Annotated in this window: 22 protein-coding genes and 2 pseudogenes; 9 read left to right on the top strand and 15 right to left on the bottom strand. The window is 69.6% G+C overall.

Going from position 1 to position 24827, the window contains the following annotated elements; all coding sequences use genetic code 11:
- A pseudogene (locus CW359_RS43210) lies at window positions 1–108 on the top strand (IS5/IS1182 family transposase); the annotation flags it as partial.
- A 98-nt stretch (window positions 109–206) separates the two neighbouring features.
- A complete protein-coding gene (locus CW359_RS43215; protein WP_105975745.1) occupies window positions 207–809 on the top strand; it encodes a DinB family protein in 603 nt (200 codons plus the stop codon).
- Between the two features lie 4 nt (window positions 810–813).
- Here the strand turns inward: CW359_RS43215 and CW359_RS43220 are convergent, their stop codons facing one another.
- Both CW359_RS43220 and CW359_RS43225 read right to left on the bottom strand, forming a co-directional pair.
- Window positions 814–1449 carry an RDD family protein gene (locus CW359_RS43220; RefSeq protein WP_105975746.1) on the bottom strand — a complete coding sequence of 212 codons (636 nt, stop codon included), beginning with the start codon at window positions 1447–1449 and terminating at the stop codon, window positions 814–816.
- Complete coding sequence (locus CW359_RS43225) at window positions 1446–2222, bottom strand: hypothetical protein (protein WP_105975747.1); 777 nt, start codon at window positions 2220–2222, stop codon at window positions 1446–1448. Before CW359_RS43225 ends, CW359_RS43220 begins: the two co-directional genes overlap by 4 nt.
- Before the next feature lie 876 nt (window positions 2223–3098).
- Between CW359_RS43225 and CW359_RS43230 the strand changes: the two genes are divergently transcribed.
- Complete coding sequence (locus tag CW359_RS43230; RefSeq protein ID WP_198655594.1) at window positions 3099–3719, top strand: DUF1062 domain-containing protein; 621 nt, start codon at window positions 3099–3101, stop codon at window positions 3717–3719.
- 58 nt (window positions 3720–3777) lie between these two features.
- On the opposite strand, the gene CW359_RS43235 is transcribed toward CW359_RS43230, so the two are convergent.
- Window positions 3778–4776, bottom strand: a complete 999-nt coding sequence (locus CW359_RS43235; protein WP_105975766.1) for a small ribosomal subunit Rsm22 family protein — start codon at window positions 4774–4776, stop codon at window positions 3778–3780.
- Window positions 4777–4982: 206 nt separating this feature from the next.
- Window positions 4983–6518 (bottom strand): AfsR/SARP family transcriptional regulator, encoded by a 1536-nt coding sequence (locus CW359_RS43240; RefSeq protein WP_232838857.1) that lies wholly within the window; start codon window positions 6516–6518, stop codon window positions 4983–4985.
- Window positions 6519–6739: 221 nt separating this feature from the next.
- Between CW359_RS43240 and CW359_RS43245 the strand changes: the two genes are divergently transcribed.
- Both CW359_RS43245 and CW359_RS43250 read left to right on the top strand, forming a co-directional pair.
- On the top strand, window positions 6740–7486 hold the full coding sequence (locus tag CW359_RS43245; RefSeq protein ID WP_105975749.1) for a hypothetical protein: 747 nt from the start codon (window positions 6740–6742) through the stop codon (window positions 7484–7486).
- Between the two features lie 146 nt (window positions 7487–7632).
- A complete protein-coding gene (locus CW359_RS43250) occupies window positions 7633–8364 on the top strand; it encodes a class I SAM-dependent methyltransferase (RefSeq protein WP_105975750.1) in 732 nt (243 codons plus the stop codon).
- A 10-nt stretch (window positions 8365–8374) separates the two neighbouring features.
- Here the strand turns inward: CW359_RS43250 and CW359_RS43255 are convergent, their stop codons facing one another.
- Both CW359_RS43255 and CW359_RS43260 read right to left on the bottom strand, forming a co-directional pair.
- Window positions 8375–9559 carry a serine hydrolase domain-containing protein gene (locus CW359_RS43255; protein ID WP_198655595.1) on the bottom strand — a complete coding sequence of 395 codons (1185 nt, stop codon included), beginning with the start codon at window positions 9557–9559 and terminating at the stop codon, window positions 8375–8377.
- Window positions 9511–10866 (bottom strand): multidrug effflux MFS transporter, encoded by a 1356-nt coding sequence (locus CW359_RS43260; RefSeq protein ID WP_105975752.1) that lies wholly within the window; start codon window positions 10864–10866, stop codon window positions 9511–9513. The genes CW359_RS43255 and CW359_RS43260 overlap by 49 nt, the downstream gene beginning before the upstream one ends.
- A 104-nt stretch (window positions 10867–10970) precedes the next feature.
- Here CW359_RS43260 and CW359_RS43265 point away from each other — a divergent pair, with 104 nt between their 5' ends.
- From CW359_RS43265 to CW359_RS43280, 4 genes are all read left to right on the top strand, one after another.
- The gene (locus tag CW359_RS43265; protein ID WP_105975753.1) at window positions 10971–11972 is read left to right on the top strand and encodes a Gfo/Idh/MocA family protein; all 1002 of its coding nucleotides are present in this window, start codon (window positions 10971–10973) and stop codon (window positions 11970–11972) included.
- Window positions 11972–12727, top strand: a complete 756-nt coding sequence (locus CW359_RS43270) for an SDR family oxidoreductase (protein WP_105975754.1) — start codon at window positions 11972–11974, stop codon at window positions 12725–12727. Before CW359_RS43265 ends, CW359_RS43270 begins: the two co-directional genes overlap by 1 nt.
- A gap of 441 nt (window positions 12728–13168) precedes the next feature.
- Entirely contained in the window at window positions 13169–14668 is a 1500-nt protein-coding gene (locus tag CW359_RS43275) for an ABC transporter permease (RefSeq protein ID WP_105975755.1), read from the top strand.
- 73 nt (window positions 14669–14741) lie between these two features.
- Window positions 14742–15431: an ABC transporter ATP-binding protein gene (locus tag CW359_RS43280; RefSeq protein WP_105975756.1), complete on the top strand. Its 690-nt coding sequence runs from the start codon at window positions 14742–14744 to the stop codon at window positions 15429–15431.
- 155 nt (window positions 15432–15586) lie between these two features.
- Here CW359_RS43280 and CW359_RS43285 read toward each other — a convergent pair.
- From CW359_RS43285 to CW359_RS43330, 9 genes and pseudogenes are all read right to left on the bottom strand, one after another.
- Window positions 15587–15754, bottom strand: a pseudogene (locus CW359_RS43285) (aldo/keto reductase); the annotation flags it as partial.
- 48 nt (window positions 15755–15802) lie between these two features.
- Complete coding sequence (locus CW359_RS43290) at window positions 15803–16126, bottom strand: hypothetical protein (RefSeq protein WP_105975757.1); 324 nt, start codon at window positions 16124–16126, stop codon at window positions 15803–15805.
- A 265-nt stretch (window positions 16127–16391) separates the two neighbouring features.
- Window positions 16392–17405 (bottom strand): discoidin domain-containing protein, encoded by a 1014-nt coding sequence (locus tag CW359_RS45640; RefSeq protein ID WP_198655596.1) that lies wholly within the window; start codon window positions 17403–17405, stop codon window positions 16392–16394.
- An 839-nt stretch (window positions 17406–18244) separates the two neighbouring features.
- Window positions 18245–18802: a phage tail protein gene (locus CW359_RS43305; RefSeq protein WP_105975760.1), complete on the bottom strand. Its 558-nt coding sequence runs from the start codon at window positions 18800–18802 to the stop codon at window positions 18245–18247.
- Between the two features lie 31 nt (window positions 18803–18833).
- A complete protein-coding gene (locus tag CW359_RS43310; protein WP_105975761.1) occupies window positions 18834–20795 on the bottom strand; it encodes a putative baseplate assembly protein in 1962 nt (653 codons plus the stop codon).
- Between the two features lie 6 nt (window positions 20796–20801).
- On the bottom strand, window positions 20802–21281 hold the full coding sequence (locus CW359_RS43315) for a GPW/gp25 family protein (RefSeq protein ID WP_105975762.1): 480 nt from the start codon (window positions 21279–21281) through the stop codon (window positions 20802–20804).
- Window positions 21282–21298: 17 nt separating this feature from the next.
- Window positions 21299–23203, bottom strand: a complete 1905-nt coding sequence (locus tag CW359_RS43320) for a VgrG-related protein (protein WP_105975763.1) — start codon at window positions 23201–23203, stop codon at window positions 21299–21301.
- Complete coding sequence (locus CW359_RS43325; protein ID WP_105975764.1) at window positions 23203–23928, bottom strand: CIS tube protein; 726 nt, start codon at window positions 23926–23928, stop codon at window positions 23203–23205. Before CW359_RS43325 ends, CW359_RS43320 begins: the two co-directional genes overlap by 1 nt.
- A 17-nt stretch (window positions 23929–23945) precedes the next feature.
- Window positions 23946–24371 carry a phage tail protein gene (locus CW359_RS43330; RefSeq protein WP_105975765.1) on the bottom strand — a complete coding sequence of 142 codons (426 nt, stop codon included), beginning with the start codon at window positions 24369–24371 and terminating at the stop codon, window positions 23946–23948.
- Between the last annotated feature and the right edge of the window lie 456 nt (window positions 24372–24827).

Genomic DNA, 24827 nt, shown 5'->3' on the forward strand with positions numbered 1-24827 from the left:
TTCAACAAGCTCAAGCACAACAAAGCCCTCGCCACCCGCTACGACAAACGCGCCCGCCACTACCAAGCCCTGGTCACCATCGCCTGCCTACGACTCTGGCTCCCCTGACATTGCGGACACGACCTAGGACCTGGTAGGACCCGGCTGTATCAGCACCAGCATCAGCATCGATATCAATGTCAGTGCCGGCTGGAAGACTGCCCGGCATGAGCGAACCGAGTCCGAAGGCGGAACTGCTCCGCTACCTGCAAGAAGGCCGCGATGCCCTGCTGTGGAAACTCGACGGCCTCTCGGAGTACGACATCCGCCGCCCGCTGACCCCCACGGGCACGAACCTGCTGGGCCTGGTGAAACACGTCGCCGGCGTGGAACTGGCCTACTTCGGCGACACGTTCGACCGCCCGTTCTTCGGTAAGCAGCCGCCGCCCTGGTGGTACACGGAGGACGCGGAACTCAACGCGGACATGTGGGCCACCGCCGACGAGTCCCGCGAGGAGATCGTAGGGCTGTACCGCCAGGCGTGGGCACACTCCGACACCACGATCGAGACCCTCCCCCTCGACGCGATCGGTCACGTCCCGTGGTGGCCGGAGGAACGCCGGGAGGTCACACTGCACCACATCCTGGTGCGCGTGATCTCCGATACGCAGCGGCACGCGGGCCACGCCGACATCCTGCGGGAGTTGCTCGACGGGGCCGTCGGCTGCGTACAGGGCAACGACAACATGCCGCCGGGGGACGGGACTTGGTGGGAGAACTACCGAAGCCGACTTGAGCGCGCGGCACGCGAGGCATCTCCCGGAGGGTGACCCGCTAACCTTGCCGTCTCACCACGACGACGGTGCGCGCGGCGCGGTCGTACTTGCTCTGGTGGTAGGTCCCCCGGTCCTTGGCCATCTGGGCGAGCAGGATCGCGCCGACCAGCAGGTTCAGCCCGGGGATGGACATGAAGGCGGCGCGGTCGAACTCCCTGACGAAGGTGTCCTTCCAGGACGGCGGAAGGGTCCCGTCCGACCACAGCCGGACGACCCGCAGCCCGAAGATCCACTTCCCGACGGTGGTCCCCCACCAGTGCACCAGCGGCAGGAAGTACACCAGCCCACCCGCCGCGAACCCCAGGGGCACGAGGACGATCAGCGCGGCACCGTCACTCGACGCCGCCGCGGCCATGAAGCCGAGGCAGGCGAACACAAAAGCGATGACGGTATCCACCAGCCGAGCGGCGATCCGACGCCCGTTGGAGGCCAGCACCAGCACGGGACTGCCGGTCGCGGCAGCGACACCGCCCACATCACCGACGTACTCCACGGTCGCCCCGGACGGCCGACTCCCCCGCACCGGATCCATACCGGCCAACTGCTCCCGGTACCACTCCCGCCCCATGGCCCTGGCAACCATGGAGGGGATGCCCTCCACGCCCTCACGGTTGACCGCCGCCGTGTCGCTCACTGGCTTTCCCTCCTGCATTGACCGTCATTGACGATTCCAATAATTTCGGAGGAGATCTCCACAGAGCGACGATCGAGATCGCTCACCGAAACACCTCGAAGATTATCCAGAATGTAGACACCGAACGAGTTCGCTTTCCCCAGAGAGATTTCCGGAGAAAGCCATCTCAGCCATTCACAGATCATGCGGACACGAAATCTCTCCAGCGCTTCGGCACGCGCCGGATCATCCTCGACCGCCGCCAGACGAAGGATCTTGACCGCGCTTCCGAGCCGCTGGACAGCCAGATCGTGCGCAGACAGCACCAAGGCCAACTGGTCGGTCTTCCCGATCACCGATCCCGATGCCGCCAAGAAATTCGGCAGGAGCCGGCCGGGCACTCCCTCCAGCGCCACTTCCTCGTCGCCCGAGTCGATGATGACGTCGATACGGGACGCGGCACCAGGATCATCGAGGTGAATACGCACTCCGTACTCACCCGGGGCACCCACGGTCTGGGTGTATCTCGATGTTCCCAGGATGTCGCCGACGGCCAGCACACCATCCTCCAGCAAGAGGGTGCCGGTGAACTGGCAAGTGCCTTCGGCTGGACCGATTCCGTTCCAGAGCCGGACGCGCACAGGAGCGACCTGGGCTCGTGCCGCGATCTGTACGTGTTTCTCGTCCCTAGCCAGGGGGACTCCCCGTACGTCGAGGACGTCGTCCGGCGGCGAAGTCGATCCGATGCGAATGACCCGGTGGTTCAGGTGGATGGATGTGCTGCCGATCAGCATGGGCTATCCCTCTGTGTGCCCCGGCAGTAGCCGGGCCAGCATTTCGACCGCGCTTTGGAATTCCTGGCTGCCCGGTGAAGGCCGGATCATGGTAGCCATGCTCTCGCAAGATTCTCTGAGCCGTCTGAACCGCCGTCGCCTGCAAGTCACTACAGTCCTCGCAATGTGGATACAGGTTGCGCGGAAGGCTCACCGGCCTGAACTCGGCGGCTGTGGCGGTGAACGATGCCTTCGAGGACTTGGCTGATGCTCTCCACGGCTTCGCGAGATCCGCAAGAAGTGCCGCCGTGACGAGCCAAGCCCGTCCCCCACACCGCCGCATATCCCCCGCCTTGCACTTACAGGTCCCTTACAGCCGGGTGATCAAAACTCGGGGAGCCATCTTGCGTCAACCAATCCCCGACGGCACGAAACAGAATAATTAATCACATATGCCGCACAGGGCAGGCAAAGGGAAGTAGCAGGATGCGTGACGAAAAGGGCAGCGAAAGGCAAACGAAGACCAAAGGAGATTGCCTATGACCTCTGAGGGCCCAAGGAATCGACAAGAGAAGGAAAAATACCGGGCGGTCACTCAGCGGTCGACAAGGCAGGCAGAATTTTCTTACGTCGGCGCCGGCACGACGGCGCCGGACGACGCGCCCCGCCACCGAGGCGCCCGAAAAACCAGTGGAGCGGCACCGCTCCCCGCAACTACCGTGCTGCCGAACCGAGTCGCCCAGGTTGTCGCCCAGGTTAAGGACGTCCCGTTGTACACCGTGTGAGACCTCCCGGGTGCTGATCTGTCGCGCGTCGCGCCTGTGCGCCGCGCTGCTTTTTGCTGCGGACTTCTCACACTGAAACCGGTGTACTTCTGTGCTCGAAAACTGGGTGGTCATGCCCACCTGCCTGCCCCTCGTTCGCCGCCGCTGCCACGCGTGCGCGTCCGAACGCTTCCGGACGAGCGGCAAGTTCCGCGTCAACGCCAACCACAAGCTCCTCGACGCCTGGCTCCTCGCACTCTGCACGAAGTGCGGGGAGACCACGAAGCTCACGGTCCTGGAGCGCCTGAACGTACGCTCCGTACCCCCCGAGCTGCTGGACCGACTGCACGCCAACAACCCCACCCTGGCAGCCGAGTTGCTCCAGGACCCGGCCGTACTGCGCCGCAACCGCATCGCCCTGGACTGGGACAACGCCTGGCGCCTGGACACCGCCGGACCGGATAACCCGGATAACCCGGATGACCCGGACGGCCCGGACAGCCCGGATCGCGAGGTGAGCGAGTCGATCGGCGATGCGATCGGCGATGCGATCGGCGATGCGATCGGCGATGCGGTCGATGTATCGGTCCGGTTCGCGGCGCGGATACCTGTCCGGCCGGTGCGGCTGATCGCGGAGGGCTGCGGTCTGTCGCGGGCGGAGGTCGAGAGGCTGATCACGGAGGGGAGGATCGTCTCGGCGGTCCGGCTCGGCGGCAGGCTCTCCGGCGACTTCACGTTCACGCTGAAGCGCTGAGTCGTCGCCAGGCCGGGGCCTGTCACGGCAGGCCCCGCCTACTCTCCTGCTCCCCCGCCTACTCCCCGCTCTCCTCCCCCGGCGGCCAGGCGTCCCCCCAGTCCACGTCACGCGCGGCCCGATAGAGCAGCCCGTGCCGCTTGGTGACCGTGGTCCGGTGCAGAGAGGTTTCCGTCTCGCACAGGTCGAGGAGCACCTGCCCCTTCCGGATCTGCGGCTTCCGTACGACACGGGCGGGGGCCGGAGTCACGGGGAAGCGGGTCGCGGCGACGTAGCTGAACTTCTCGTCCTCGTACGGCAGGGAGCCGCCCTTCACCTTGCGGTGGAGGGAGGAACGGCTGACCCGGGCGGAGAAGTGGCACCAGTCCTCGCCGGGGACGATCGGGCAGGCGGCGCTGTGGGGGCAGGGGGCGGCGATGTGGAACCCGGCCCGCACGAGCTGCTCGCGGGCTTCGATGATCCGGAGGTAGCCGTCGGGGGTGCCGGGTTCGATGACGACGACGGCTTGGGCGGCACCGGCGGCGGCGTCGACCACGGAGGTACGGTCGGCGTCCGTCAGCTCCCCGAGGACGTAGGAGATCGTGACGAGATCAGTGCTCTCGATCCTGAGCGCCGCTCCGATCCGAGAGCGCTGCCACTCCGCCCCCTTCAACTCCGGGTTGGCGGCGGCGATCTCCCGCCCGAGGGCAAGCGCGGGCTCGGCCCAGTCGAGCACGGTGACGGGCCGCGTCCCCTCCCACACGGCGTTCACGGCCCAGGTCGCGGCCCCGGTGCCGCCCCCGACGTCGACATGACTGCCGGGCGCCCACCCGGGCGCGGCGTCGGCAAAGGCATCCAGCGCCGAGCACACCGCCTCGAACGTGGCCGGCATCCGATAGGCGGCATACGCGGCCACGTCCGACCGGTCCCGCAGCACCGGCGCATCGGTCGGCGTCCGCCCCCGATAGCTGGCGATCAGCCGCTCGACCGCCTGCGCGGCCGTCTTCGGCGGCAGCCCTTCGAGCAGACCGGCCAGGGCGGCGCGTAGGGCTTGGGCTGGGGAGACGGGGGTGTTCACGGGGTGATTGTAGGTGGGGTATCCGGTGGTCACCCTTCCGTCGGCCTCACGGGTCCACGGGGTTTCCCGGGCCGCGGAGTCTCTCCCGTATTTCCTCGGCGTCCGGGTGCTCGAACTCTTCAGAGCGCGTTCGGCGGCGTAGACGCGTAACAGGTCGTGCAGGGTGTAGCGGCCAGGTGCGTGCTCGGCGAGCAGGTGGGCACCGGTCAACTCGACGAGCAGACCGCGGGTCTGCCGGAGTGGGAGCCCGGCGAGGGCCGCCGCGGCAGAAGCGGACAGGTCGGATCCGAAGTGCAGGCCCAATAGGTGGAACAGGCGCCTGGCCTGGGCGGAGAGTGCGTCGTACGACCAGGAGAAGACGGACCGCACGTCGGTGCTGAGGTCGCCTCCGGCGAAGGCGTCGAGGGAACCGTGGCTGTCGCGCAGTTCCTCGACGACAGCGCCGAGCGGGAAGCCGGGGTTGCTCGCGGCTCGCGCGGCGACGACGGCCAGGGCCAGCGGCAGCCGTGCGCATCGGGTGACGATCTCCGCCACGGTGTCCGGTTCGGCCGCCACCCGCTGGTCACCACGGCCAGGCAACCGCCGGTGCCGGGCAACAGCGGGCGAACCTGGTCGGTGTCACGGGCATTGTCCAAGACCATCAGAACCCGCCGCCCGGCCAGCAGGCTCCGGTACAGACCCACTCGCGCCTCAGGGCCCACCGGGATCCGCTGGGCCGGTACGCCCAGTGCGTCGAGGAAACCCCGTACCGCCTGATCCGGTGTCACCGCCGCCCCGGAGGGGTCGAAGCCACGCAGGTTCACATAGAGCTGGCCGTCCGGGAAACGGTCGGCCACCCGGTGGGCCCAGTACACCGCGAGCGCTGTCTTGCCCACCCCTGCGGTTCCCGACACCGCGGTGACCACCACTGCGGCCAGTTCATCCCGCCGCCCGCTGAACCCTCGTACCTCCATGGGTAACTGGGCCGGGGCCACTCGCCCGATCCCCGCCTGGGCGGGCGACGGCGTGCCGTGGGCCACACGGTGGATGGATTCGCCGCGCAGAATCGCCTGGTGCACCTGCTGTGTCTCTCGCCCCGGGTCCGTACCCAGCTCCTCGGCCAGCCGCTTCTGCAGGCCGGCGTAGCAGGCCAAAGCCTCCGGGCTGCGCCCCGCCGCCTGCAGCGCCCGCATAAGCGCCACTGTCAACGGCTCGACCAGCGGATGCTCGGCGACCAGATCGGTCAGTTCGCTGATCACCCTCGTGTGATCGCCGACGCGGAACTCGGCTTCCGTCCAGGCCAACACCGCCTCGATCCGCTGCTGTCCCCAGGTCTCCCGGGTGCGTTTCGCCCACGCGCCGGGCAACCCCGCCAGCGGTTCACCACGCCACAATCCGAGCGCCTCACGCAGCATCAGCAGCCGATCGGCATCCGTGCGGCCTGCGGCACGGGCCTGTTTCACCAACAGGGGGAACCGGTGCACGTCGACCTGTCCGGACGGTACGTCGAGCAGGTATCCACCGGGGCCGCGCCGCAGCCGCGAGCCTGCGGCAGCAGCGTCCGAATCGGCGTCAAGGCGCACAGCGGGAGTTGCCGGCATCCGACGGATCCGGGCGATGTTCGCGTAGAGCGACGGGCGCACCTTGGCGGGCAGATCCTGCCCCCAGACCCGGTCGATCAGCATCTCCATCGCAACCCAGCGGCCCGCGTCCACCAGCAACGCCGCCAGCACCGTGCGCTGCTTCGCCGGACCCAGATCCACAGCCGCTCCGTCCGCACCCCGTAACTCGACCGTTCCCAGCAGCAGAAAATCCGTCACGGTCATCCCCCGAAGTCACTCCGCGCCACAACCCCACGCCGGGCTGCCGCCGCCAGTACGGCCCACCCACGCTGGCCAGTGAAGCAAGGTTTACGCAAGGTTCCTGCCCACCCTCACGCCTCACCGTGTGTACACGTAGCCAACGTTCACATGGGAGAAGATCCGTGCGCAGATTACGTTCCACGCAACGCCTTGCCGTCGTCGTCCTCAGCACCGCAACCTTCGCGGCTCTGGCCGTCGTGCCGGCAAGCGCCAACCTGCCTGACCCCGTCACCTTCGGCGACTCCAACGATGTGCCGATCGCCGGCGACTGGAACAGCAACGGCGGCGACGAGATCGGCGTCTACCGCCCCAGCAACCACACCTTCTACCTCCGCCGCGACAACGGCACCGTCATCGCCACCGCCGTGGGCACTCTCGGTGACGTGCCGTTCACCGGTAACTGGGGCGGCGACATCGGCGACGAGATCGGCATCTACCGGTCCAGCACCAGCATGTTCTACTTCTTCTCCGACAGCGGCGGCCTCGGCTCCATCCTCTTCGGCAACCCAGGGGACGTGCCGCTCAGCGGGGACTGGAACAACGCCGACGGCGACGAGATCGGCGTCTACCGCCCCAGCAACCGCACCTTCTACCTCCGCGACGACAACGGCAACGTCACCCCCATCACCTTCGGCGACCCCGGAGACGTGCCCATCACCGGCGACTGGAACGGCACCGACGGCGACGAGATCGGCGTCTACCGCCCCAGCAACCGCACCTTCTACCTCCGCGACGACAACGGCAACGTCACCTCCTTCACCTACGGCGACCCCGGAGACGTGCCCCTCATCGGCGACTGGAACGACATCGCAGCCGACCAGATCGGCGTCTACCGGCCCGGCAACCGCACCTTCTACCCGAAGAACTGACCGGCTGCGGGCAACCCCCTCCAGGGGCGGGAGTGGGGCCGTCAGCGAACGGAGGTCCGGAAGCCGCAGCCTCCGGACCTCCGCTCCAGGCTCACCGGCCGTTATACGGAGGCCCGTTCACCCCGGCTCCCGATACCCTCCGCCCCATGCCCGACGAATGCTTCCGACACCCCCGCCTGGCCGCCATCTACGACCCCCTCGACCCCGACCGCGGCGACCTGGACGCATACGTGGCCATCGCCGCCGAGTTGGAAGCCCGCCGGGTCCTGGACATCGGCTGCGGTACCGGTGTCTTCGCTCTGCTCCTCGCGCGCCGGGGAATCGAGGTCGTCGGTGTCGATCCCGCTCTTGCCTCCCTGGACGTCGCTCGGGCCAAGTCCGGTGCCGAGCGCGTCCGTTGGGTTCACGGGGACGCGACCGCCCTGCCGGCCCTCCAGGTGGACCTCGCGACGATGACCGCCAACGCCGCCCAGGAGATCGTCGATCCGTCCGACTGGCAGCGCAGCCTGCGCGGTGCCTACGACGCCCTCCGTCCCGGTGGGTACCTCGTCTTCGAGAGTCGGGATCCGGCGAAGCGGGCCTGGGAGCGGTGGACTCGTGGGGACTCGTACCGTGTGACCGAGATTCCCGGTGTCGGGGCGGTCGAGAGCTGGGTCGAGGTGACCGGGGTCGACGGGCCGCTCGTCAGCTTTCGCTGGACCTTCGTGTTCGCCGAGGACGGGGACGTGCTCACCTCCGACTCCACGCTGCGGTTCCGTGAACGGGCCGAAGTCGAGGCGGAGTTGGTGGTCTGCGGGTACGACGTGAGAGACGTGCGCGGCGCTCCCGACCGGCCCGGGCTGGAGTTCGTGTTTCTCGCCCAACGGCCGCCCCTGTGAGCCGACTTGCTCATCTCCCTCGTACTCCCCTCGCCACCCGGTCCGCTACCGCCACCCGCGCCCCGTTTCCCGTGCGCCCCCAACCCCTCCTCGGATGCACCGCGTTGGCCAGCAGGATCGCGAACGTGTCCGTCGCGCGGTCCAGGACCAGGGACGTGCCCGTGAAGCCCGTGTGGCCTGCCGCGCCCCTTCCCGACAGCTCGCCCATGAACCACGGCTGGTCGATCGCGAAGCCCAAGCCCGGTGGGGTCAGGAGGAGTTCGACGTAGTCGGGGCCCAGGATGCGGGCCGGGCCGTAGGCGCCGCCGGACAGGAGGCAGCGGGCGAGGACCGCCAGGTCGTGGGCCGTGGAGAAGAGGCCCGCGTGACCCGCCACTCCGCCGAGCGCCCACGCGTTCTCGTCGTGGACCTCGCCCCGTACCATCCCCCGTTCCGCCTTCGCCCACGGTCTGCGCTGGTCCTCGGTCGCCGCCGCGTCGGGGCAGGGGCCGAAGTCGGTCGCCGTCATGCCGAGGGGGCGGGTGATGCCCTCGTGGATCAGGACGTCCAGAGTGCGGCCCGTGATGCGCTCCAGGACGTGCTGGAGGAGGAGCATGTTCAGGTCGGAGTACACATAGGTGCCAGGCGTGGACATCGGCGCCTCCGCCCTCAGCAGCGCCTTGCGTGCCGCGTCGTCCGGGCAGTCGTACAGGGGGAGTTCGGGGCGCAGGCCCGAGGTGTGGGTGAGGAGTTGGCGGACCGTGATGTCGTGGTCGGCCGCCGCCGTGAAGTCCGGGAGGTACGCCGCCACCCTCGCGTCCATGCCCAGCGTGCCGCGCTCCAGTTGCTGCACCGCCGCCACCGCCGTGAAGAGCTTCGTCAGCGACGCCAGGTCGAAGACGGTGTCGACCGTGGCCCGGACCCTGGACTCCGGCGGGAGTTCCACACCGGTGTCCGTGCGTTCGTCGTACGAGGCGTACCGGACCGCCCAGCCCGCCGCCTCCCGCACCGCGATCACCGGGCCGCGCCCGACGATCACCACCGCCGCCGGGGCCCACGGGCGCTCGCCGGTCGTGAGGGCGCGTACCTCCCGTACGAGGTGGCGCATCTCCTCGGGGTCGAGGCCGGCCCGTTGCGGGGTGTCGACGCGCAGTCTCGGTGCGGCGCTCAGCTCTCCGCTCCCTCCAAGGTCGTACGTCTGTTCCAAGGACGGCACATTCCCACGAAGCAGCCGACCGCCACCAGTGCCGCCGTCAGCTGGACGACCGCCATCGGGACGGCGGTGTCCTCGCCCGCGATGCCCACCAGGGGCGAAGCCACCGCGCCGATCAGGAAGGAGGAGGTGCCGAGCAAGGCCGACGCCGCGCCTGCCGAGTGGCGTGTGCGCATCAGCGCGAGCGTCTGGGTGTTCGGCATCGCCAGGCCCATCGCCGCCATCAGGACGAACAGCCCGGCCGACACCGGGAACAGGCCCACCTCGCCGAAGACCCCCGTCGTCATCAGCAGCAGTGCCGTCGCCGCCAGGGTGGTGACCGCGAGGCCCACCGCCAGCACCTTGTCCATCGACACCCGGCCGACCAGCACCTTGCCGTTGATCTGGCCGACGATCACCAGCCCGACCGAGTTCACGCCGAACAGCAGGCTGAACGTCTGCGGAGAGGCGCCGTAGATCTCCTGGATCACGAACGGCGACGCGGCGATGTACGCGAACAGCGCCGCGAACGCGAAGCCGCCGGACAGGACGTAGCCGGTGAAGACGCGGTCGGAGAGGAGGGTGCGCATGGCGCGGAGGGCCTCGCCGACCCCGCCGCCGTGGCGGTCCGCGGGGGCCAGGGTCTCCGGGAGGCGGAACCAGACCAGCACCGCCAGCGCGATCCCCACCACCGTGAGGACCGCGAACACGCCCCGCCAGTCCGTCACCCGCAGGATCTGGCCGCCGATCAGCGGCGCGACGATCGGGGCCACCCCCGAGATCAGCATCAGGGTCGAGAAGAAGCGGGCCATGGCCACACCGTCGTACAGATCCCGGACGACCGCCCGCGCGATCACGATCCCCGCCGACCCCGCCAGGCCCTGGACCAGCCGGAACGCGATCAGGAACTCCAGGCTGGGCGCGATGCCGCACAGGACGGTGGCGACGACGTACACCGCCAGGCCGGCCAGTAGGGGACGTCTTCGGCCCCAGCGGTCGCTCATCGGGCCGATCAGGAGCTGGCCGAGGGCCATGCCCGCGAGACAGGCGGTGAGGGTGAGCTGGACGCTCGCGGCGGACGCGTTCAGGGAGGTCGTGACATCGGGGAGCGCCGGGAGGTACGTGTCCATCGCCAGCGGCGGCGTCGCCGTCAGCCCGCCGAGGATGAAGGTGACTAGGACACCTGTGCGGCGCAGAGAACGGGTGGGAGCGGTGGGATGGAGGGCAGGAGGGGTGTTACGGGTAGGGGGAGAGGTGGGTGCGGATACCGGTACGGGTATGTCTTCTCGGGTACTTTTCTCGTCCCCAGCCGTTCGGCCGCGCTCGGGCATGCGCCCCTCCCTTTTCGAGTAATCCGCCACCTATGCTCTCAGCTCGTACAGGCTGTTCGTACAGCGTGTTCGAGGTCACACGGATCACAGAAGCAGGGGTTGGCATGTCGGCTGAGCGCGTGCGGTGGGGAATTCTGGCTACGGGCGGGATCGCGGCGGCGATGGCCGCGGATCTGGTGGATCTTCCGGACGCGGAGCTGGTGGCCGTCGCCTCGCGGTCGGAGGACTCCGCGAAGGCGTTCGCCGAACGGTTCGGGATCCCGCGCGCGTACGGCGACTGGGCCTCGCTGGCCGAGGACTCGGACGTGGATGTGGTGTACGTCGCCACTCCGCACTCGGCGCACCGGGCCGCCGCCGGCCTGTGCCTGGAGGCCGGGCGGAACGTGCTCTGCGAGAAGGCGTTCACGCTGAACGTGCGGGAGGCCGAGGAACTGGTCGCGCTCGCGAAGGAGCGCGGCGCCTTCCTGATGGAGGGCATGTGGACCTACTGCAACCCGGTCGTACGGAAGCTGAAGGCGCTGGTCGACGACGGGGCGATCGGGGAGGTGCGGACCGTCCAGGCCGACTTCGGGCTTGAGGGACCCTTCCCGCCCTCGCACCGGCTGCGCGACCCGGCACAGGGCGGTGGGGCGCTGCTCGACCTGGGTGTCTACCCGGTGTCGTTCGCGCAGTTGCTGCTCGGGGAGCCCGACGGCATCTCGGCGAGAGCGGTGCTCTCCGACGAGAACGTCGATCTCCAGACGGGTGCGCTGCTCTCGTGGGAGAGCGGTGCTCTCGCCGCGGTGCACTGCTCCATCGTCGGCGGTACGTCCATCAGCGCGTCGGTGACCGGTTCCAAGGGCCGGATCGACGTACCCGACGGGTTCTTCTTCGCGGACCGGTTCGTGCTGCACCGGGACGGCCGCGACCCCGAGGAGTTCACCGCCGCCCCCGACCACGGCGCCCGCAACAGCTTCCGGCACGAGGCCATCGAGGTGACGCGCGCCCTGCGGGCCGGTGAGACCGAGTCGCCGCTCGTCCCGCTCGACGGCACCCTCGCCGTCATGCGGACGATGGACACCATCCGGGAGCAGATCGGCGTCCGCTACCCCGGCGAGGCCCACTGATGAGTGCGGCGGGGAGGATCGCGATCGTCACCGGTGCCGGTTCCGGTATCGGGCGGGCGGTCGCCCTCGAACTGCTGGGCGCCGGCTGGTCGGTGGCGCTCACCGGACGCCGTACCGAACGGCTGGAGGAGACGGCCGCGCTCGCACCGGACGGTGACTGTCTGGTCGTACGCGCCGATGTGGCCCAACCCTCCGACGTGGCCGCCCTGTTCGACGCCGTGCGGGAGCGGTTCGGGCGGCTCGATCTGCTGTTCAACAACGCGGGGACGTTCGGGCCCGGCGGGGTCGCGTTCGAGGATCTGGCGTACGACGCGTGGCGGCACGTCGTGGACACCAACCTCAACGGGGCGTTCCTGTGCGCGCAGGCGGCGTACCGGCAGTTGAAGGAGCAGGAGCCGCAGGGCGGCCGGATCATCAACAACGGGTCGATCTCCGCGCACACACCCCGGCCGCACTCGGCGCCGTACACCGCGACCAAGCACGCGCTGACCGGCCTGACCAAGGCATTGGCGCTGGACGGACGGCCGTACCGCATCGCGGTGTCGCAGATCGACATCGGGAACGCGGCGACGGACATGACCGCGCGAATGCAAACGGGCGCGCTGCAGGCCAACGGGGAGATGGCGCCGGAGCCCGTCATGGACGTGGCCGACGTGGCGCGCACCGTACGGCACATGGCGGAGCTGCCGTTGGAGGCGAATGTGCAGTTCGCGACGGTTCTCGCGACGACGATGCCGTATGCGGGGCGTGGTTGAGCGGCGCCCATGCACATGTTCGAAGTATCAACCTACACAAGTGGAATTGATTGCTCCGTAGCGTTCGGGCCGGTCCCGGGCATATGCTCAACACGCCTTCTCCACCAGAGCTTCACACTTGACGCTCTGAGGTTCCGGTACGAAACGGACCACACCGAGGGGGGAGAAGGCGACAGCCGCACCATGGCGCATCCGGGTGGGGGTGGACCTCGCGTGGGACCGCGGGGTACGCACCGGGTCATGGGGCGGCTGTCGTGCGCTCGGGCACAGAAGCACGACCGGCGTGACCGGCCTTAATTGTTCGTGATTGTTTCGGTCCCCATTTCTCAGGCCCCGCACATCGTTTACCCAGTTCCCCACAAAGGTTCCTCCCTAGCTTGTGGCAGCGCCCACAGGGGGCGTCGTCCGCAGCTGGGCGCCCAAGAACCTTTGAGGAACGGGATGTTTGGCATCTATCTCAAGCGTGAGCTGAGCCGGCGCAAGAAGGCGGCTCTGGTCATCGCCATGGGTCTGGCGCTCGGTATCGCGCTGGTCATCACCGTCAACTCGGTGTCGGCCGGCATGCAGCAGGCGCAGGACAAGGTCCTGCAGTCGCTCTACGGTCTCGGCACCGACATGACCGTCACCAAGGCGAGGACGGCACCGACCGCCAACGCGTCGGGCAGACCGAACTTCCAGTTCGACGCCAGCTCGAACGACTCGGACGAGACCCAGAGCAGCGACCGGGTGACGACCCAGGGCGGGCAGACCCTGAAGTCGGCGCTGGTCACCAAGGTCGCCGACCAGAAGGGTGTTTCGGCGGCAGTGGGCGCGCTGAGCCTCAACGTCACCAAGGTCGACGGCTCGTTCACCCAGGGCAAGGCGCAGACCGACAGCTCGTCGTCCTCCGGTTCCTCGTCCTCCGGTCAGGGCGGCGGTCCCGGCGGCGGCCAGAGCGGCAACTCCGGCAGCACCGCTCCGCCTCAAGTCCAGGGCGGCGGCGCCTCGTTCGACGTCAACTCCTACTCCGTCATGGGCATCGACGTGACGAACCAGGAGCTGGGCCCGCTGGCCACGTCGACCATCACCAGCGGCAAGACGTTCACCACGGCGCAGGCCAACGCGAAGGTCGCGGTGCTCAGCAAGTCGTACGCCAAGGAGAACAAGTACACGGTCGGCAAGACCATCACGATCTCCGGCACGAAGTACACGGTCATCGGCATCGCGACGCCCGAGAGCAGCGAGTCCACGACCGACGTCTACCTGCCGCTCAAGCAGGCGCAGACGCTCGGCGACTCGGCGAACCTGGTCTCCACGATCTACGTCCAGGCGACCGACTCGAAGCAGATCGACACCGTCAAGTCGACCATCCAGAAGAACATCTCGGGTACGACCGTCACGACCTCCGCCGACCTCGCGGAGACCGTCTCCGGTTCCCTCTCCACGGCCTCCAACCTCGCGACCAGCGTGGGCAAGTGGCTGTCCATCGCGGTCCTCGCGGCGGCGTTCCTGGTGGCCGCGCTGCTCACCTCCTCGGCCGTGTCGCGGCGTGTGCGTGAGTTCGGCACGCTGAAGGCGCTGGGCTGGCCCTCGCGCAAGGTGACCCGGCAGGTCGTCGGCGAGTCCATCGTGAACGGTCTGATCGGCGGCGCGCTCGGCATCGGCATCGGCCTCGCGGCGGCGTACGCGGTGACCGCGTACAGCCCCACGCTGACCGCGCAGCTCGGCAACACCGGTGGTGGCGGGGGCGGTGGCATGGGTGGCGGTCCCGGTGGGGGCGGTGGCCCGGGTCAGCAGTCGGCGGCCAACACGATGGAGATCGCCCTGTCGGCGCCCGTCTCCCTCACGACGATCGCGCTCGCGGCGGGCCTCGCCATCGCCGGCGGTCTGATCGCCGGGGCGATGGGCGGCTGGCGGGCCTCCCGGATGCGCCCGGCGGACGCGCTGCGCAGCGTGTCCTGACCCCCGGCCCACCTCACAACTCCCGCAACTCCCGCAACAACTCGCCCAATTCCCGTACGTCACGGAGTCGTTCATGTACAAGCTCACCGGTGTCACCAAGAGATACACGCGGGGCAAGGAGACAGTGGAGGCGCTGCGCGGCATCGACCTCGTCATCGAGGACGGCGACCAGCTCGTCATCCAGGGTCCGACCGGCGGCGGCAAGTCCACCCTCCTGCAGATGATCGGCGGCCTGGACCGGCCGACCGAGGGCAGCGTCGAGCTGGACGGTGTCGACCTCGGCGCCATCAGCGAGGCGAAGTTGACCCGGCTGCGCGCCGAGAAGATCGGCATCATCTTCCAGGCGTTCAACCTCATCCCGACGCTGACCGCTCAGGAGAACGTCGAGACCGCGCTCGTACCGCTCGGCGTGAAGCCGGCCGAGCGGCGTGAGCGGGCGGCGGAGGCGCTGAGTTCGGTCGGCCTCGGCGACCGGCTGTCCCACGCGCCGACCGAGCTGTCCGGTGGGCAACAGCAACGGGTCGCCATCGCGCGGGCGTTGGTGAAGAAGCCGAAGGTGTTGCTGGCCGACGAGCCGACCGGGAACCTCGACGAGGGGACGCGGGACGACATCATGGCGCTGCTGGAGGGGTTGTGGCGGGAGTACGGGCTGACGTTCATCATGGTCACGCACGACTCGTCGATCGCTCGGCGGGCGCCTCGGGTGGCGACTATCAAGGCGGGGCAGTTGACTGTTACCGAGCAGGATCAGTACGTCAGTTGATGCTTGTGGGGGCTAGGTAGTTTTTTGGCCGCGGGAGCGTCGTAGCTTGTCGCGCCCCGCGGCGGAGCCGCAAATAGACACAGCCCCGCGCCCCTGGGTAGGACCGCTCACCGTTCTCTCAATTGGTCGACGTCGGCCAACTGGGCTTCGGTGAGCGGTCCTTTCGCTATCGCGCCGGCGTCCAGGGGCTGTCCTGCGGCTCGCCTGCCCGCCAGCAGGCCCATGGCTAGGGGGCTGCGGTTGATGCTGGCCAGCCCCAACTCCTCGCACAGCGCAAGCATTTCGGGGGCGTCCTGCATGACGTTGAGCGTGTGCTGTGCGGCCGGGTGCGTTCGTCGAAGAGGTTGCCCCAGCGCAAGAGGGGGCGGGGGTCAGGCCTGGCCCGTCTCGAAGCGGAGGATGCGGCCGTTGTCCACGGTGAAGCTCCACTTGGTGCGCATCTCGCCCCAGGTGTCGTTGCTGTAGTTGGCGACCAGGACTCGGCCTTGCCTGGACTCGTTGGCGACGTCCATGTGGCCGTGGGAGGAGAAGATCTCTCGCTCGGTCCAGTCGGCGAGGTCGCGGTCCGAGCCGTCGTCGGACATGGTGGCGCCGGGGGCGAGGACCGCGTGGAAGGCCTCGCGGTCGTGGGCGTTCACGGCGCTGACGAAGGCTCGGACGGCTGGGTCGCTGAGCTTGGCGGTCTGAATCGTCATGCGGGTCAGACTGGCACTGTGGTCGGGGGGCCGCCACCCGAACGGTTTCTCGCCCCCGCCGCCCCTACCCGTTCCCATCCTCGGGGGCTGCCGCCCCCGAACCCCCCTTTGTCCTCAAACGCCGGACGGGCTGACTACCCAGCCCGTCCGGCGTTTGAGGACGAGGCCGTTCAGGCCGACAGCGGGGGTCTGGGGGCGGCAGCCCCCAGAAGGATGGGACGGGTAGGGGCGGCGGGGGCGAAAAAGACTGCGGTTCGCCTACCTCCTACGACGCACTCGCATTCGACCGCCCGAAGAACTCGATCTCGGCGACAGCCACCTGCTTGTCCCCCGACGCCGCATGCGCCGACCGCAACACAAACCGCACCGCGGTGACAGAGCCGACCCGAAACGCCCTGCTCTGCGGCCCCGCCCCCTGGTCCAGCGTCAGCGCACGCGTCGTCTTCGTCCCGTCAGCCATCGTGATCTCCGCGTCGATCCGCTTCGGCAGCGCCGACTCCGTGATCGTCTCCGCCCGCGCCGAGACCCCCGGCGTGATCATGACGTCCAGCAACCTCGTCGGCTCGGTGAAGCGCACCTCGATCCACTCACCCTCGCCCGACTGGGTCACCCCCGGCCCCCACCAGGTATTGCTCCGCTTGTCGAAGGCCAGTTCGGGCTGATGCCCCGGGTAGGAGCGCGACGCGGTCACCTTGTCCGGGTCGACCGGCGCCCGCTTGGCGAAGTGGTCGCGGATGCCGTTCACGGCGTCGCCGACGTTCATGACCGCCACGATCAGCAAGGTCAGCACCACCGCCCCGACCACCCAGTTCAAGACCCGCCCGAAGCCCCGGCGCAGCCGCGGCCGGTCCCCCGCCCACGGCGTCTCACCGTTGCGCAGATCCAGCAGCCGACGCCACCACGGCCCCCGCCGACCGGGCTGGTCCGGACCCTGGCCCGACATGGGCATGGCGCAACGGCCGCAGAAGTGCCGGTCAGGCATGTTCGGGGTGGCGCACCAGGGGCACGGCAGGCCGCCCTGCACGGCGGGATCCCGTACCGGGGTACGGACCTGCGGCCGGTCGGCGACGGGCACCCCGGGCAGCACCGGCGCGACGGACGGCTCGGGAGCGGCCCGGGGTTCGGGCTCGGACAACGGTACGAGCAGCGACCGTACCCGCGCTGCGGCATCGTCCGACGCGGCAGCCGAGGCGGACGACGCGTGGGCCCCGTCCCCGGCGGTTACGGCGCGCTGGGAGAGCGTGTCGTCGTCGGCACCCTCAGGAGCAGGCGCAGGCACAGGCGCAGGCACGGGCGCGGGCGCCAGGGCGAGGGCGGGAGTGGAGTTGGCGATGGCTCGGGGACTGTCGTCACCGTCGCCCTCCGGATGCCGAGGACTCCCAGAACCTACGGAACCCCCAGTCCCCCCGGACCCCCTGAGGTCCCCGGAGTTCACGGAACCCTCAGAACCCCGAAGGTCCCCCGAATTCCCGGGACCCCGAAGATCCCCGGATCCACCAGAGCCTCCCGAACTCCCGTAATCCCCGACACCCCCGGAGCCTCCAGCACCGCCAGTACTCCCGGCACCGACGGAACCTCCACCGCCCCTAGCACTCCCGGCGCCCCCAGACCCCCGAAGATCCCCCGACCCCCCACCCTGCTCCTCCGACTGCTCCCCCAACCGCCCCAAAGCCGTACGAGGCGCCCCCGCACCACCGGGCCCCGGCCGGGAGAACGCATCCCAGCCTGCCGCAGGCGCCCCCGACGCTCCGCCCGAAGCCCCCGACTCCTCCCGAGCCCCGGCCTCACCCGCAGACTCCCCCACCGAAACCCGTACGGGCCCCGCAGCACCCCCGGCATTCCCCGCACCCACACTCCCGCCGACACTGGCACCGGCACCGGCACCGGCACCAGAACGGGAGCCACCGGCACTCGCACCGGCACCGGCACTCACACCCGCACCACCCCGCTCATCCCCAACATCCCGCACATCCCGCGCACCCTGTGCACCCCGCGCCTCCCCCACATCCCGCGCACCCTGCGCCCCCCTCTCCGACCAGCCCAGCACCGCCCCGCAGGCGTCGCAAAAAGACTGGCCGGGCTCCGCCCGTGTTCCGCATTCGGCGCAGCTCTGGCTGGTCATCTCTCCGGGGTCCTTTCGGTGACGGTCACCTTGACCGTGTAGGGCATGTGGGCGGGGCGGGCCGCGGCCACGAGGGTGTCCAGGCGGTGTTCGTCCGCGGTTGTCGGGTGGGGCAGGCGCAGGAGCACGTGCAGGTGCGGGCGGCGCTCACCGGGGACCGGGCCGAGGGGGCGGGCGTGCCAGGTGGCGGCGCCGCTCTCGGTGATCTCCGGGGTCACGCCGAAGGCGAGCCGTACGGCCTCGGACAGGCCGCGTACGGTGCCGCGGATCCGGTGCAGATACGCGGCGGCGGCGACGGCCGCGCGCAGCCGGTCCTCCGGTTCGGTGCCGTCGATCTCGGCGCCGACCCAGCCGCCGAGCCAGGTGGTGAAGTCGAGCGGGGCCAGGGACGGCGTGAAGTAGGAGTCCAGGCAGTCCAGGGCGTTGTGGATCGGCGCGACGACGTCGTCCAGGCCGCCGACGAACCGTTGGGCCAGGTCGTCGTCGGCGAAGACCGCCGGGAGCATCGCCCCGATGGGCGCGGACGAACCGAGCCCGTCGATGGAGCCTCTCAACTCAGCCTCCCCGACGTGCAGTTGATGAATCTCACGCGCCGTCTCCGATCACTCGCACCCGGTGGTCGAAGGAGAACACCAGGGACGGCGGGGCCAGGTCGATGCGGTTCGTCGCCTCGCCGCGTTTGCCGGTGAGCGGGTCGGCGGGGTGCAGTTGCACCTCGTCGACCAGTTCGACGCCGGGTACGCGCTGCAGTACCGCGAAGACCTCGCCGGACTGCACGGGACGGCCGAAGGGCCAGCCCTTGCCGTCGGCGCCGCCGGTGAGCGGGTCGAGGTGGCGGTAGAGGGCGTCGTGCGCCTTGCGGCGTACGCGGTCGGTGTCGACGCCACGGAAGGCGTGCACCGTCGCGACCACCGTCACCCCCTGGTAGAAGGGCGGGCCGACCGCCAACCTCGTGCCGATCAGGCGTCGTTCGTCCAGGTGGCGGGTGATGCGCTGCAACAGCGCGTCGCCGGGGACCAGTTGCTCGAAGCGCAGGCGTCCGCCGGGGTCGGGGACCGCCTGCGGTACCACCAACACCCGTACCGCGTACGCCCCGTGCTCGCTCTCCTCCCCTTCCAGGCAGGTGATACGAGCGGTCTCCGGGGCGGCTCGGCGGGCCAGCTCCTCGTAGTCCCGGAGGGTCACCGCGCGTTCCTGGGCGCGCAGGGTGATCGGCGCCCGGACCTTCGCCTCCTCGACCGTCTCGCCGTCGACGCCGCCGCGCGCGGCCTCCCGGTTGACGACCTCGGAGACGTACGGGATCGAGCTGCGCAGCACTTGTACGGCGCCCCGGGCGACGTTGCCCGCCCTGCCGCCGCCGGTGCGGTAGCGGCGGGCCCGGAGCACCGCGCCCTTGGGCGGGACGGCGCCGTACTGGCGCAGGGTGCCGTCGGGTTCGCGGACGGCGGGGCCGAAGGCGATCTCGCCGGTGGCGGCGTCGAGGGTGAGGTGGCGCTCGTCGGGGGCGGAGGCGGAGAAGTGCGGGACGACCTGCCAGTCCGTCCAGCCCTCGGGGCCCGCCGCCGACTGGAGGAGCAGGGGCGGGTCGTCGCCGACGACGGGCGCGTTGGCGAGGCGGAGGCGCTGGCCGGGCAGGCCGGTGGACTCGCCGAGGGCCTCGTCGTACACGGTGTCGGCGTGGATGGCGCGGGTGGTGCCGCCCATCGTGAAGGCCTCGGCGGAGCGGACGGTGGGTGAAGTGGTGTAGAAGGGCTGGTTCTTGAGGGGTTCGGTGACCCGGCAGCGCAGCCAGCCGGCCTCCCGGCCGCCGGTGCGGGAGAGGGTGTGGCCGCCGGGGATGTGCAGGACGACCTCGCCGGGGCGGTTGAGGCCGCCGGTGCCGTCCCGGTCTACCTCGCAGGCCGCCCAGCCGTCCTCGGTCCAGGCCTCCCACAGCAGCGGCGGCTGGCGCGGGTCGACGCCGACGCCGTCGACGCGGCTGTCGAGGTCGAGGGCGATCACGCAGTGCGGCACGGCCGCGCTCAGCCCGAACAGCATGCAGTCGCCGGGGGTCGGGGCCTCGGCGAAGCACAGTACGTCCTTGCCCTCGGCGAGGTCGGCGGTGCGGTCGGCGACGGGCACGCCACTGTTCTGCACGACCAGGTGCCCCAACTCGCAGGGCACGATGGCGAGTTCGCGTTCCGTGGCGAAGACGACGGCCTCCTCGCTCTCGGTGCGCAGGGTGGCCGCCTCGGTGCCGGGTGGCAGCAGGACGGTCTCCTCCTGGGGCGCCGACAGCCAGAAGGTGACGTCGGTGCGGGCCGCGGAGGGCGGGAAGAGGGTGATGCCGACGAGGTCGAGGAAGGCTAGGTGGTTCTTCTCCGGGACGCGGTTGAGGCGGTAGACGATCTGGTCCGCCATGTGCGCGACCGTCTCCACGAGGGTGACGCCGGGGTCGGAGACGTTGTGGTCGGTCCACTCCGGGGCGCGCTGCTGGATGTAGCGCTTGGCGTCGTCGACGAACTGCTGGAAGCGGCGGTCGTCAAGGTTCGGGGAAGGCAGGGCCATCGGTGATCAGCGGTCGCTTTCGAAGGAGTTGCCCAGTTCGCCGGAGCCCCCGAAGCCACCGGGGCCACTGGAGTCACCGGACGCGTCGGGCTCCTCGTGGGAGGGGATGACGTAGAAGGGGAAGACGAGGCTGCGCGGGTTGTTGGTGCCCCGGATCGAGTAGCGGACGTCGATGAACAGCACGCCCTGTTCGGCACCGGCGGTGACCTCGACGTCGTCGACCTCGATGCGCGGCTCCCAGCGGTCGAGGCTGGAGTACACCTCGTGCTGGATGCGCCCGGCGGTGGCCTCGTTGACCGGCGCGAAGACCAGGTCGTGGATGGCGCAGCCGAATTCGGGGCGCATCGGGCGCTCCCCGGGCGCGGTGGCGAGGACGAGCCTGATGGCCTCCTCGACCTCCCGTTCCCCGCTGACGAGGGCGATGCCCCCGGTGGGCCCGATGCGCAGCGGGAACGCCCACCCCGAACCGACGAACTGCTCGGCCATTGTCGAACCCACCTGCCTCACGGAATCGGATACGGCTTGCTGTTGACCATCACGACGCCGTTGAGCATGAGGGTGACGGCCCGAATGCCCACGTTGGCAACGGAGTTGATCTGGACGGTGCCGCCGGTGCTGATGGTCGCGGCACCGGCCGCCTTGAGGCTGAGGGCGCCGAGCGCGTCCACATTGACCGCGCCGGCCAGGGACTTGAGGCTGACGACGCCGGTGCCCTGGAGGTTGAGGATGCCGCCGCTCTTGATGCTGATGGACCGGCGGGCGCTCAGCGTCAGATCGGTACCGGCCTGCACCTCCACCGAGGTGCCGCCGCTGATGCTGACGGCGCCCTTGCTGTCCACGGTGATCTCGGTCTTGGTGCGGTCGAGGTTGATGGTCAGCTTGTCGTTGCCGCTGGCGATGCGCACACCCTGTTTACGGGCGCCGGTCTGCTGGCTGAGCAGGTCGACCCGGTTGCCCTCCCGGTCGGACAGGGTGTGCCGGATGGCCTTCTTCTTCAGCGGGTCGTGCAGCCACACGTCCTTGACGACGGTCGGCTTGTCCCGCCCGTTGTAGAGCCCGCCGACCACGAAGGGATGGTCAAGTGCCCCCCGGTCGAAGGCGACCAGCACCTCGTCACCGACATCGAGCGGAAAGATCCCGCCCCCGCCCTTCCCGCCGAGCTGCACGACCCGCGTCCAGTCACTCACGTACGCGTCGTCCAGCCACGGGAACTGCAGCTTCACCCGCCCCTGTTTCAGGGGGTCCTGTACGTCGGTGACGAGCGCGTTGGCCACGCCGGGCAGCCGGGGTGCGGTGGTCGCGGCGCCGCCGGAGGCGAGGCCGAACAGGGAGCGCCACTGGCGTCCGCTGACCGTCACGAGGGTCTCGTAGTGGTCGCCGTCGCCGAAGACGTGCCGTACGGAGGTGCAGGTGTACTTGCCCTCGAAGGGCTTGCCGACGTCGGCGAGCGTGACAGGAACTCCCGGGCGCAGCTTCGGATTGCCCCGCACGGTGACCTCCAGCTCGGCGAAGGAGGAGGTGACGTCGTCGGCGAGGGCGCCGGCCGCGAACCTGACCTCGGACTGGCGGTCGTAGGGCGTGTCGGTCTCGACGAGGACGCCCGCCTTGAAGGGCGCGGCGGCCTTCTGCGGGGTGGTGCCGATGCCGATCAGCGGGGTGCTGGTGGCCGGTGAGGTCGCGGTGAGCTTCTTCTTGGTCGTCACGTCCCAGCCCCGCGCCTCGACCTTGGCGATCTGGTCGGCGGAGGTGACGGCGGCCCGGCAGCGCAGGATGTCGGTGCCGCCCTCCAGCACGAAGGGGCTCTTCTCCCCCGGGGTGCTGACGGGCGGCGCACCGGACGCCGGGTCAGGCGTCAGGAACTGGAACTTCCCTTTCGCATCAAGGGACATGACCATCTCGTTCTCGTCGGCGAGCCGTGCGAGGAAGTCCCAGTCGGTGATGTTTGCCTGGCTGATGAACTCGTAGACCGTCTTGGTGGACTGGATCCTCCCGGCCTGAACTCCCGCCGTGGCGACGACCTTTCGCGCGATGTCGGAGGCGGTCTGGTTGCGGTAGGCGGCCACCCGGCGCTGCCGCATCAGCCGGTGGCCGGGGTCGTAGCCACGGATGACGGTGAAGGTGCCGGTGCCGTCGTAGTCGGTCTCCATACCGGTCACCTCACCGGTGATCAGCGGATCGGAGGCACCCTTGCCCGCCGCAACGGGCGCCAGGACGACGGGAGTTCCGAAGTCGACACCGAGCTTGCCGAGAACGAGGTGCTTCGGGTCCCGGAAGGTGATCCGGAAGGCCCCGGGCACCCCGGCGCCGAGGTCGACCCACCCCCCGACGAGCAGGGCGGCGACGTCGTCGGGCAGCTTGGCGCCGCCGATCCTGACGCTGATGAGGCTGGAGAAGGCGATCTGGACCATCAGGCGCCCACCTCCTCGGCGGACGGCATGATGAGTTCAAGGCCGTTCGGCAGCCGGTTCGGGTCGTCGATGCCGTTGAGCCGGGCGATGGCCCGCCAGGCGCTCGCGTCCCCGTACTCCCGCCAGGCCAGCGACTGCAGCGAGTCCCCCGCGACGACCCGGTGCACGCGCTGCGCGGTGAGCGCGCCCGAGGTCGGGTTCTGCCCCTTGGTCTGGCTGGGAATCTCGTGCAGATGCACCTGGCAGGTGGCCCGGATGGGCACACCGGTGGTCCCGAAGAGGGTGTAAGTGGCCTCCACGGAACTGACGTACGCGGTGAACCGCGCGGTCGAGAACGACCCCCACTCGAACACGACCCACGGCGTCGACGACTGGTTCGCGGCGATGCTCTTCGCGGTCGTCTCGCAGCAGGAGAACAGCGCCTCGACCTTCTTCAGCACGCTGTTGCTGCTCGGCTCGTCGGAGGTGTCGAGAAAGATCTCGACGGTCATCTCGCGCGGCAACGGCCCCAGGAACTCCGGCAGCGAGCCGTCCCGGACGGCCGCGGTGGGGGTCGTCTTCCACTGGGCACGCCGACTGAGCGACAGCTGGGAGGGGTTGAAGTCGAAGCTGAAGTTCTTGATGAGCCCGCCGGGTGTGGTGCTGTAGCCGATCGGCGGCTCGTGAATGGCGAGCGTGGCCCGCACCAGGCTCTTCCCGGCGCCGCCCTTGCTTCCCTTTGCCATGTTCCTCGCCGCCCTTCTCAGTCCGTGAAGCCGTGGTGGGTGATCTCCAGGACCTCCGTGGCGACACCCGGGTTCGCCGGGTCCAGGGAGGGGCCCTGCCAGCTCACGGGCAGTACGTCGATCAGCCCCCAGCGCGCCACCTCCGAACCGTCCGCGCGCAGCGCGGCGATCTGGGCGGTGGGCCGGGTGACTCCCGTGGTCACACTCGAAATCCAGGCGGCGACCTTGGAGGTGTCCGGCGTCAGCGGCCGGGTCAGCCGGATGTTCGAGAACGTCACCCGCGACGGCAACGCCCACACGAACCCGTTGTTGCCGCCCTCCTGGTGATGCTCGATCTCCACCGCGGACGACAGGCCCTCGCACCCGTTGAAGAACCCGAGGCTTTCGCCGTCGATGGTGAGGGTGAAGAAGATCGTGGAGCCTGGGTCGGTACCGGTGGACATCGGGGCCTTTCAACTGACTTGTCGGCGGTGGGCAGTTGGCGGTGGGTGGACCGGCCAGGGAGGGGAGTTGTCAGTGGCGGGGGTCGCGGAGTTTCCCGATGCGCTCACGGTCGAGACGCAGTTCGGTACGGACCTTGCGGGTGACTCTGTCGATCAAACGGTGCGTGAGTTCGTCGAGTTGATGGTCGTCGAGCTTCTTCGCGTCGAAGGGGGGCGGGACTTGAGTCTCCGACCGCGCCCGTGACTGCGACTGCGACTGCGACAGGGCCTGTGAGTGCGACTGCGGCTGCGAGTGCGTTTGTGACTGGCGTTGCGGCTGGGACGGGGGCGCCGGGGGCGGATGGCCATTCCGAATCCCGCGCCCGTGCCGGCGGCAACCGAGCCCACCAGGGCGCCCGCCCAGTTGGCCATGGAGAAGCCGAAGCATGCTCCGCTGCCCACCACGCCCATCAGCAC

This window comes from Streptomyces geranii (assembly GCF_002954775.1).
Classification (GTDB): Bacteria; Actinomycetota; Actinomycetes; order Streptomycetales; family Streptomycetaceae; genus Streptomyces; species Streptomyces geranii.

What these genes read in the sequence shown, in the direction of transcription:
- CW359_RS43315 (WP_105975762.1), bottom strand. Translation starts at nt 21,281, where the DNA reads ATGGCCGAGCAGTTCGTCGGTTCGGGGTGGGCGTTCCCGCTGCGCATC.
- CW359_RS43215 (WP_105975745.1), top strand. Translation starts at nt 207, where the DNA reads ATGAGCGAACCGAGTCCGAAGGCGGAACTGCTCCGCTACCTGCAAGAA.
- CW359_RS43290 (WP_105975757.1), bottom strand. Translation starts at nt 16,126, where the DNA reads ATGACGATTCAGACCGCCAAGCTCAGCGACCCAGCCGTCCGAGCCTTC.
- CW359_RS43330 (WP_105975765.1), bottom strand. Translation starts at nt 24,371, where the DNA reads ATGTCCACCGGTACCGACCCAGGCTCCACGATCTTCTTCACCCTCACC.
- CW359_RS43250 (WP_105975750.1), top strand. Translation starts at nt 7,633, where the DNA reads ATGCCCGACGAATGCTTCCGACACCCCCGCCTGGCCGCCATCTACGAC.
- CW359_RS43275 (WP_105975755.1), top strand. Translation starts at nt 13,169, where the DNA reads ATGTTTGGCATCTATCTCAAGCGTGAGCTGAGCCGGCGCAAGAAGGCG.
- CW359_RS43310 (WP_105975761.1), bottom strand. Translation starts at nt 20,795, where the DNA reads ATGGCCCTGCCTTCCCCGAACCTTGACGACCGCCGCTTCCAGCAGTTC.
- CW359_RS43325 (WP_105975764.1), bottom strand. Translation starts at nt 23,928, where the DNA reads ATGGCAAAGGGAAGCAAGGGCGGCGCCGGGAAGAGCCTGGTGCGGGCC.
- CW359_RS43320 (WP_105975763.1), bottom strand. Translation starts at nt 23,203, where the DNA reads ATGGTCCAGATCGCCTTCTCCAGCCTCATCAGCGTCAGGATCGGCGGC.
- CW359_RS43260 (WP_105975752.1), bottom strand. Translation starts at nt 10,866, where the DNA reads ATGCCCGAGCGCGGCCGAACGGCTGGGGACGAGAAAAGTACCCGAGAA.
- CW359_RS43265 (WP_105975753.1), top strand. Translation starts at nt 10,971, where the DNA reads ATGTCGGCTGAGCGCGTGCGGTGGGGAATTCTGGCTACGGGCGGGATC.
- CW359_RS43270 (WP_105975754.1), top strand. Translation starts at nt 11,972, where the DNA reads ATGAGTGCGGCGGGGAGGATCGCGATCGTCACCGGTGCCGGTTCCGGT.
- CW359_RS43280 (WP_105975756.1), top strand. Translation starts at nt 14,742, where the DNA reads ATGTACAAGCTCACCGGTGTCACCAAGAGATACACGCGGGGCAAGGAG.
- CW359_RS43225 (WP_105975747.1), bottom strand. Translation starts at nt 2,222, where the DNA reads ATGCTGATCGGCAGCACATCCATCCACCTGAACCACCGGGTCATTCGC.
- CW359_RS43230 (WP_198655594.1), top strand. Translation starts at nt 3,099, where the DNA reads ATGCCCACCTGCCTGCCCCTCGTTCGCCGCCGCTGCCACGCGTGCGCG.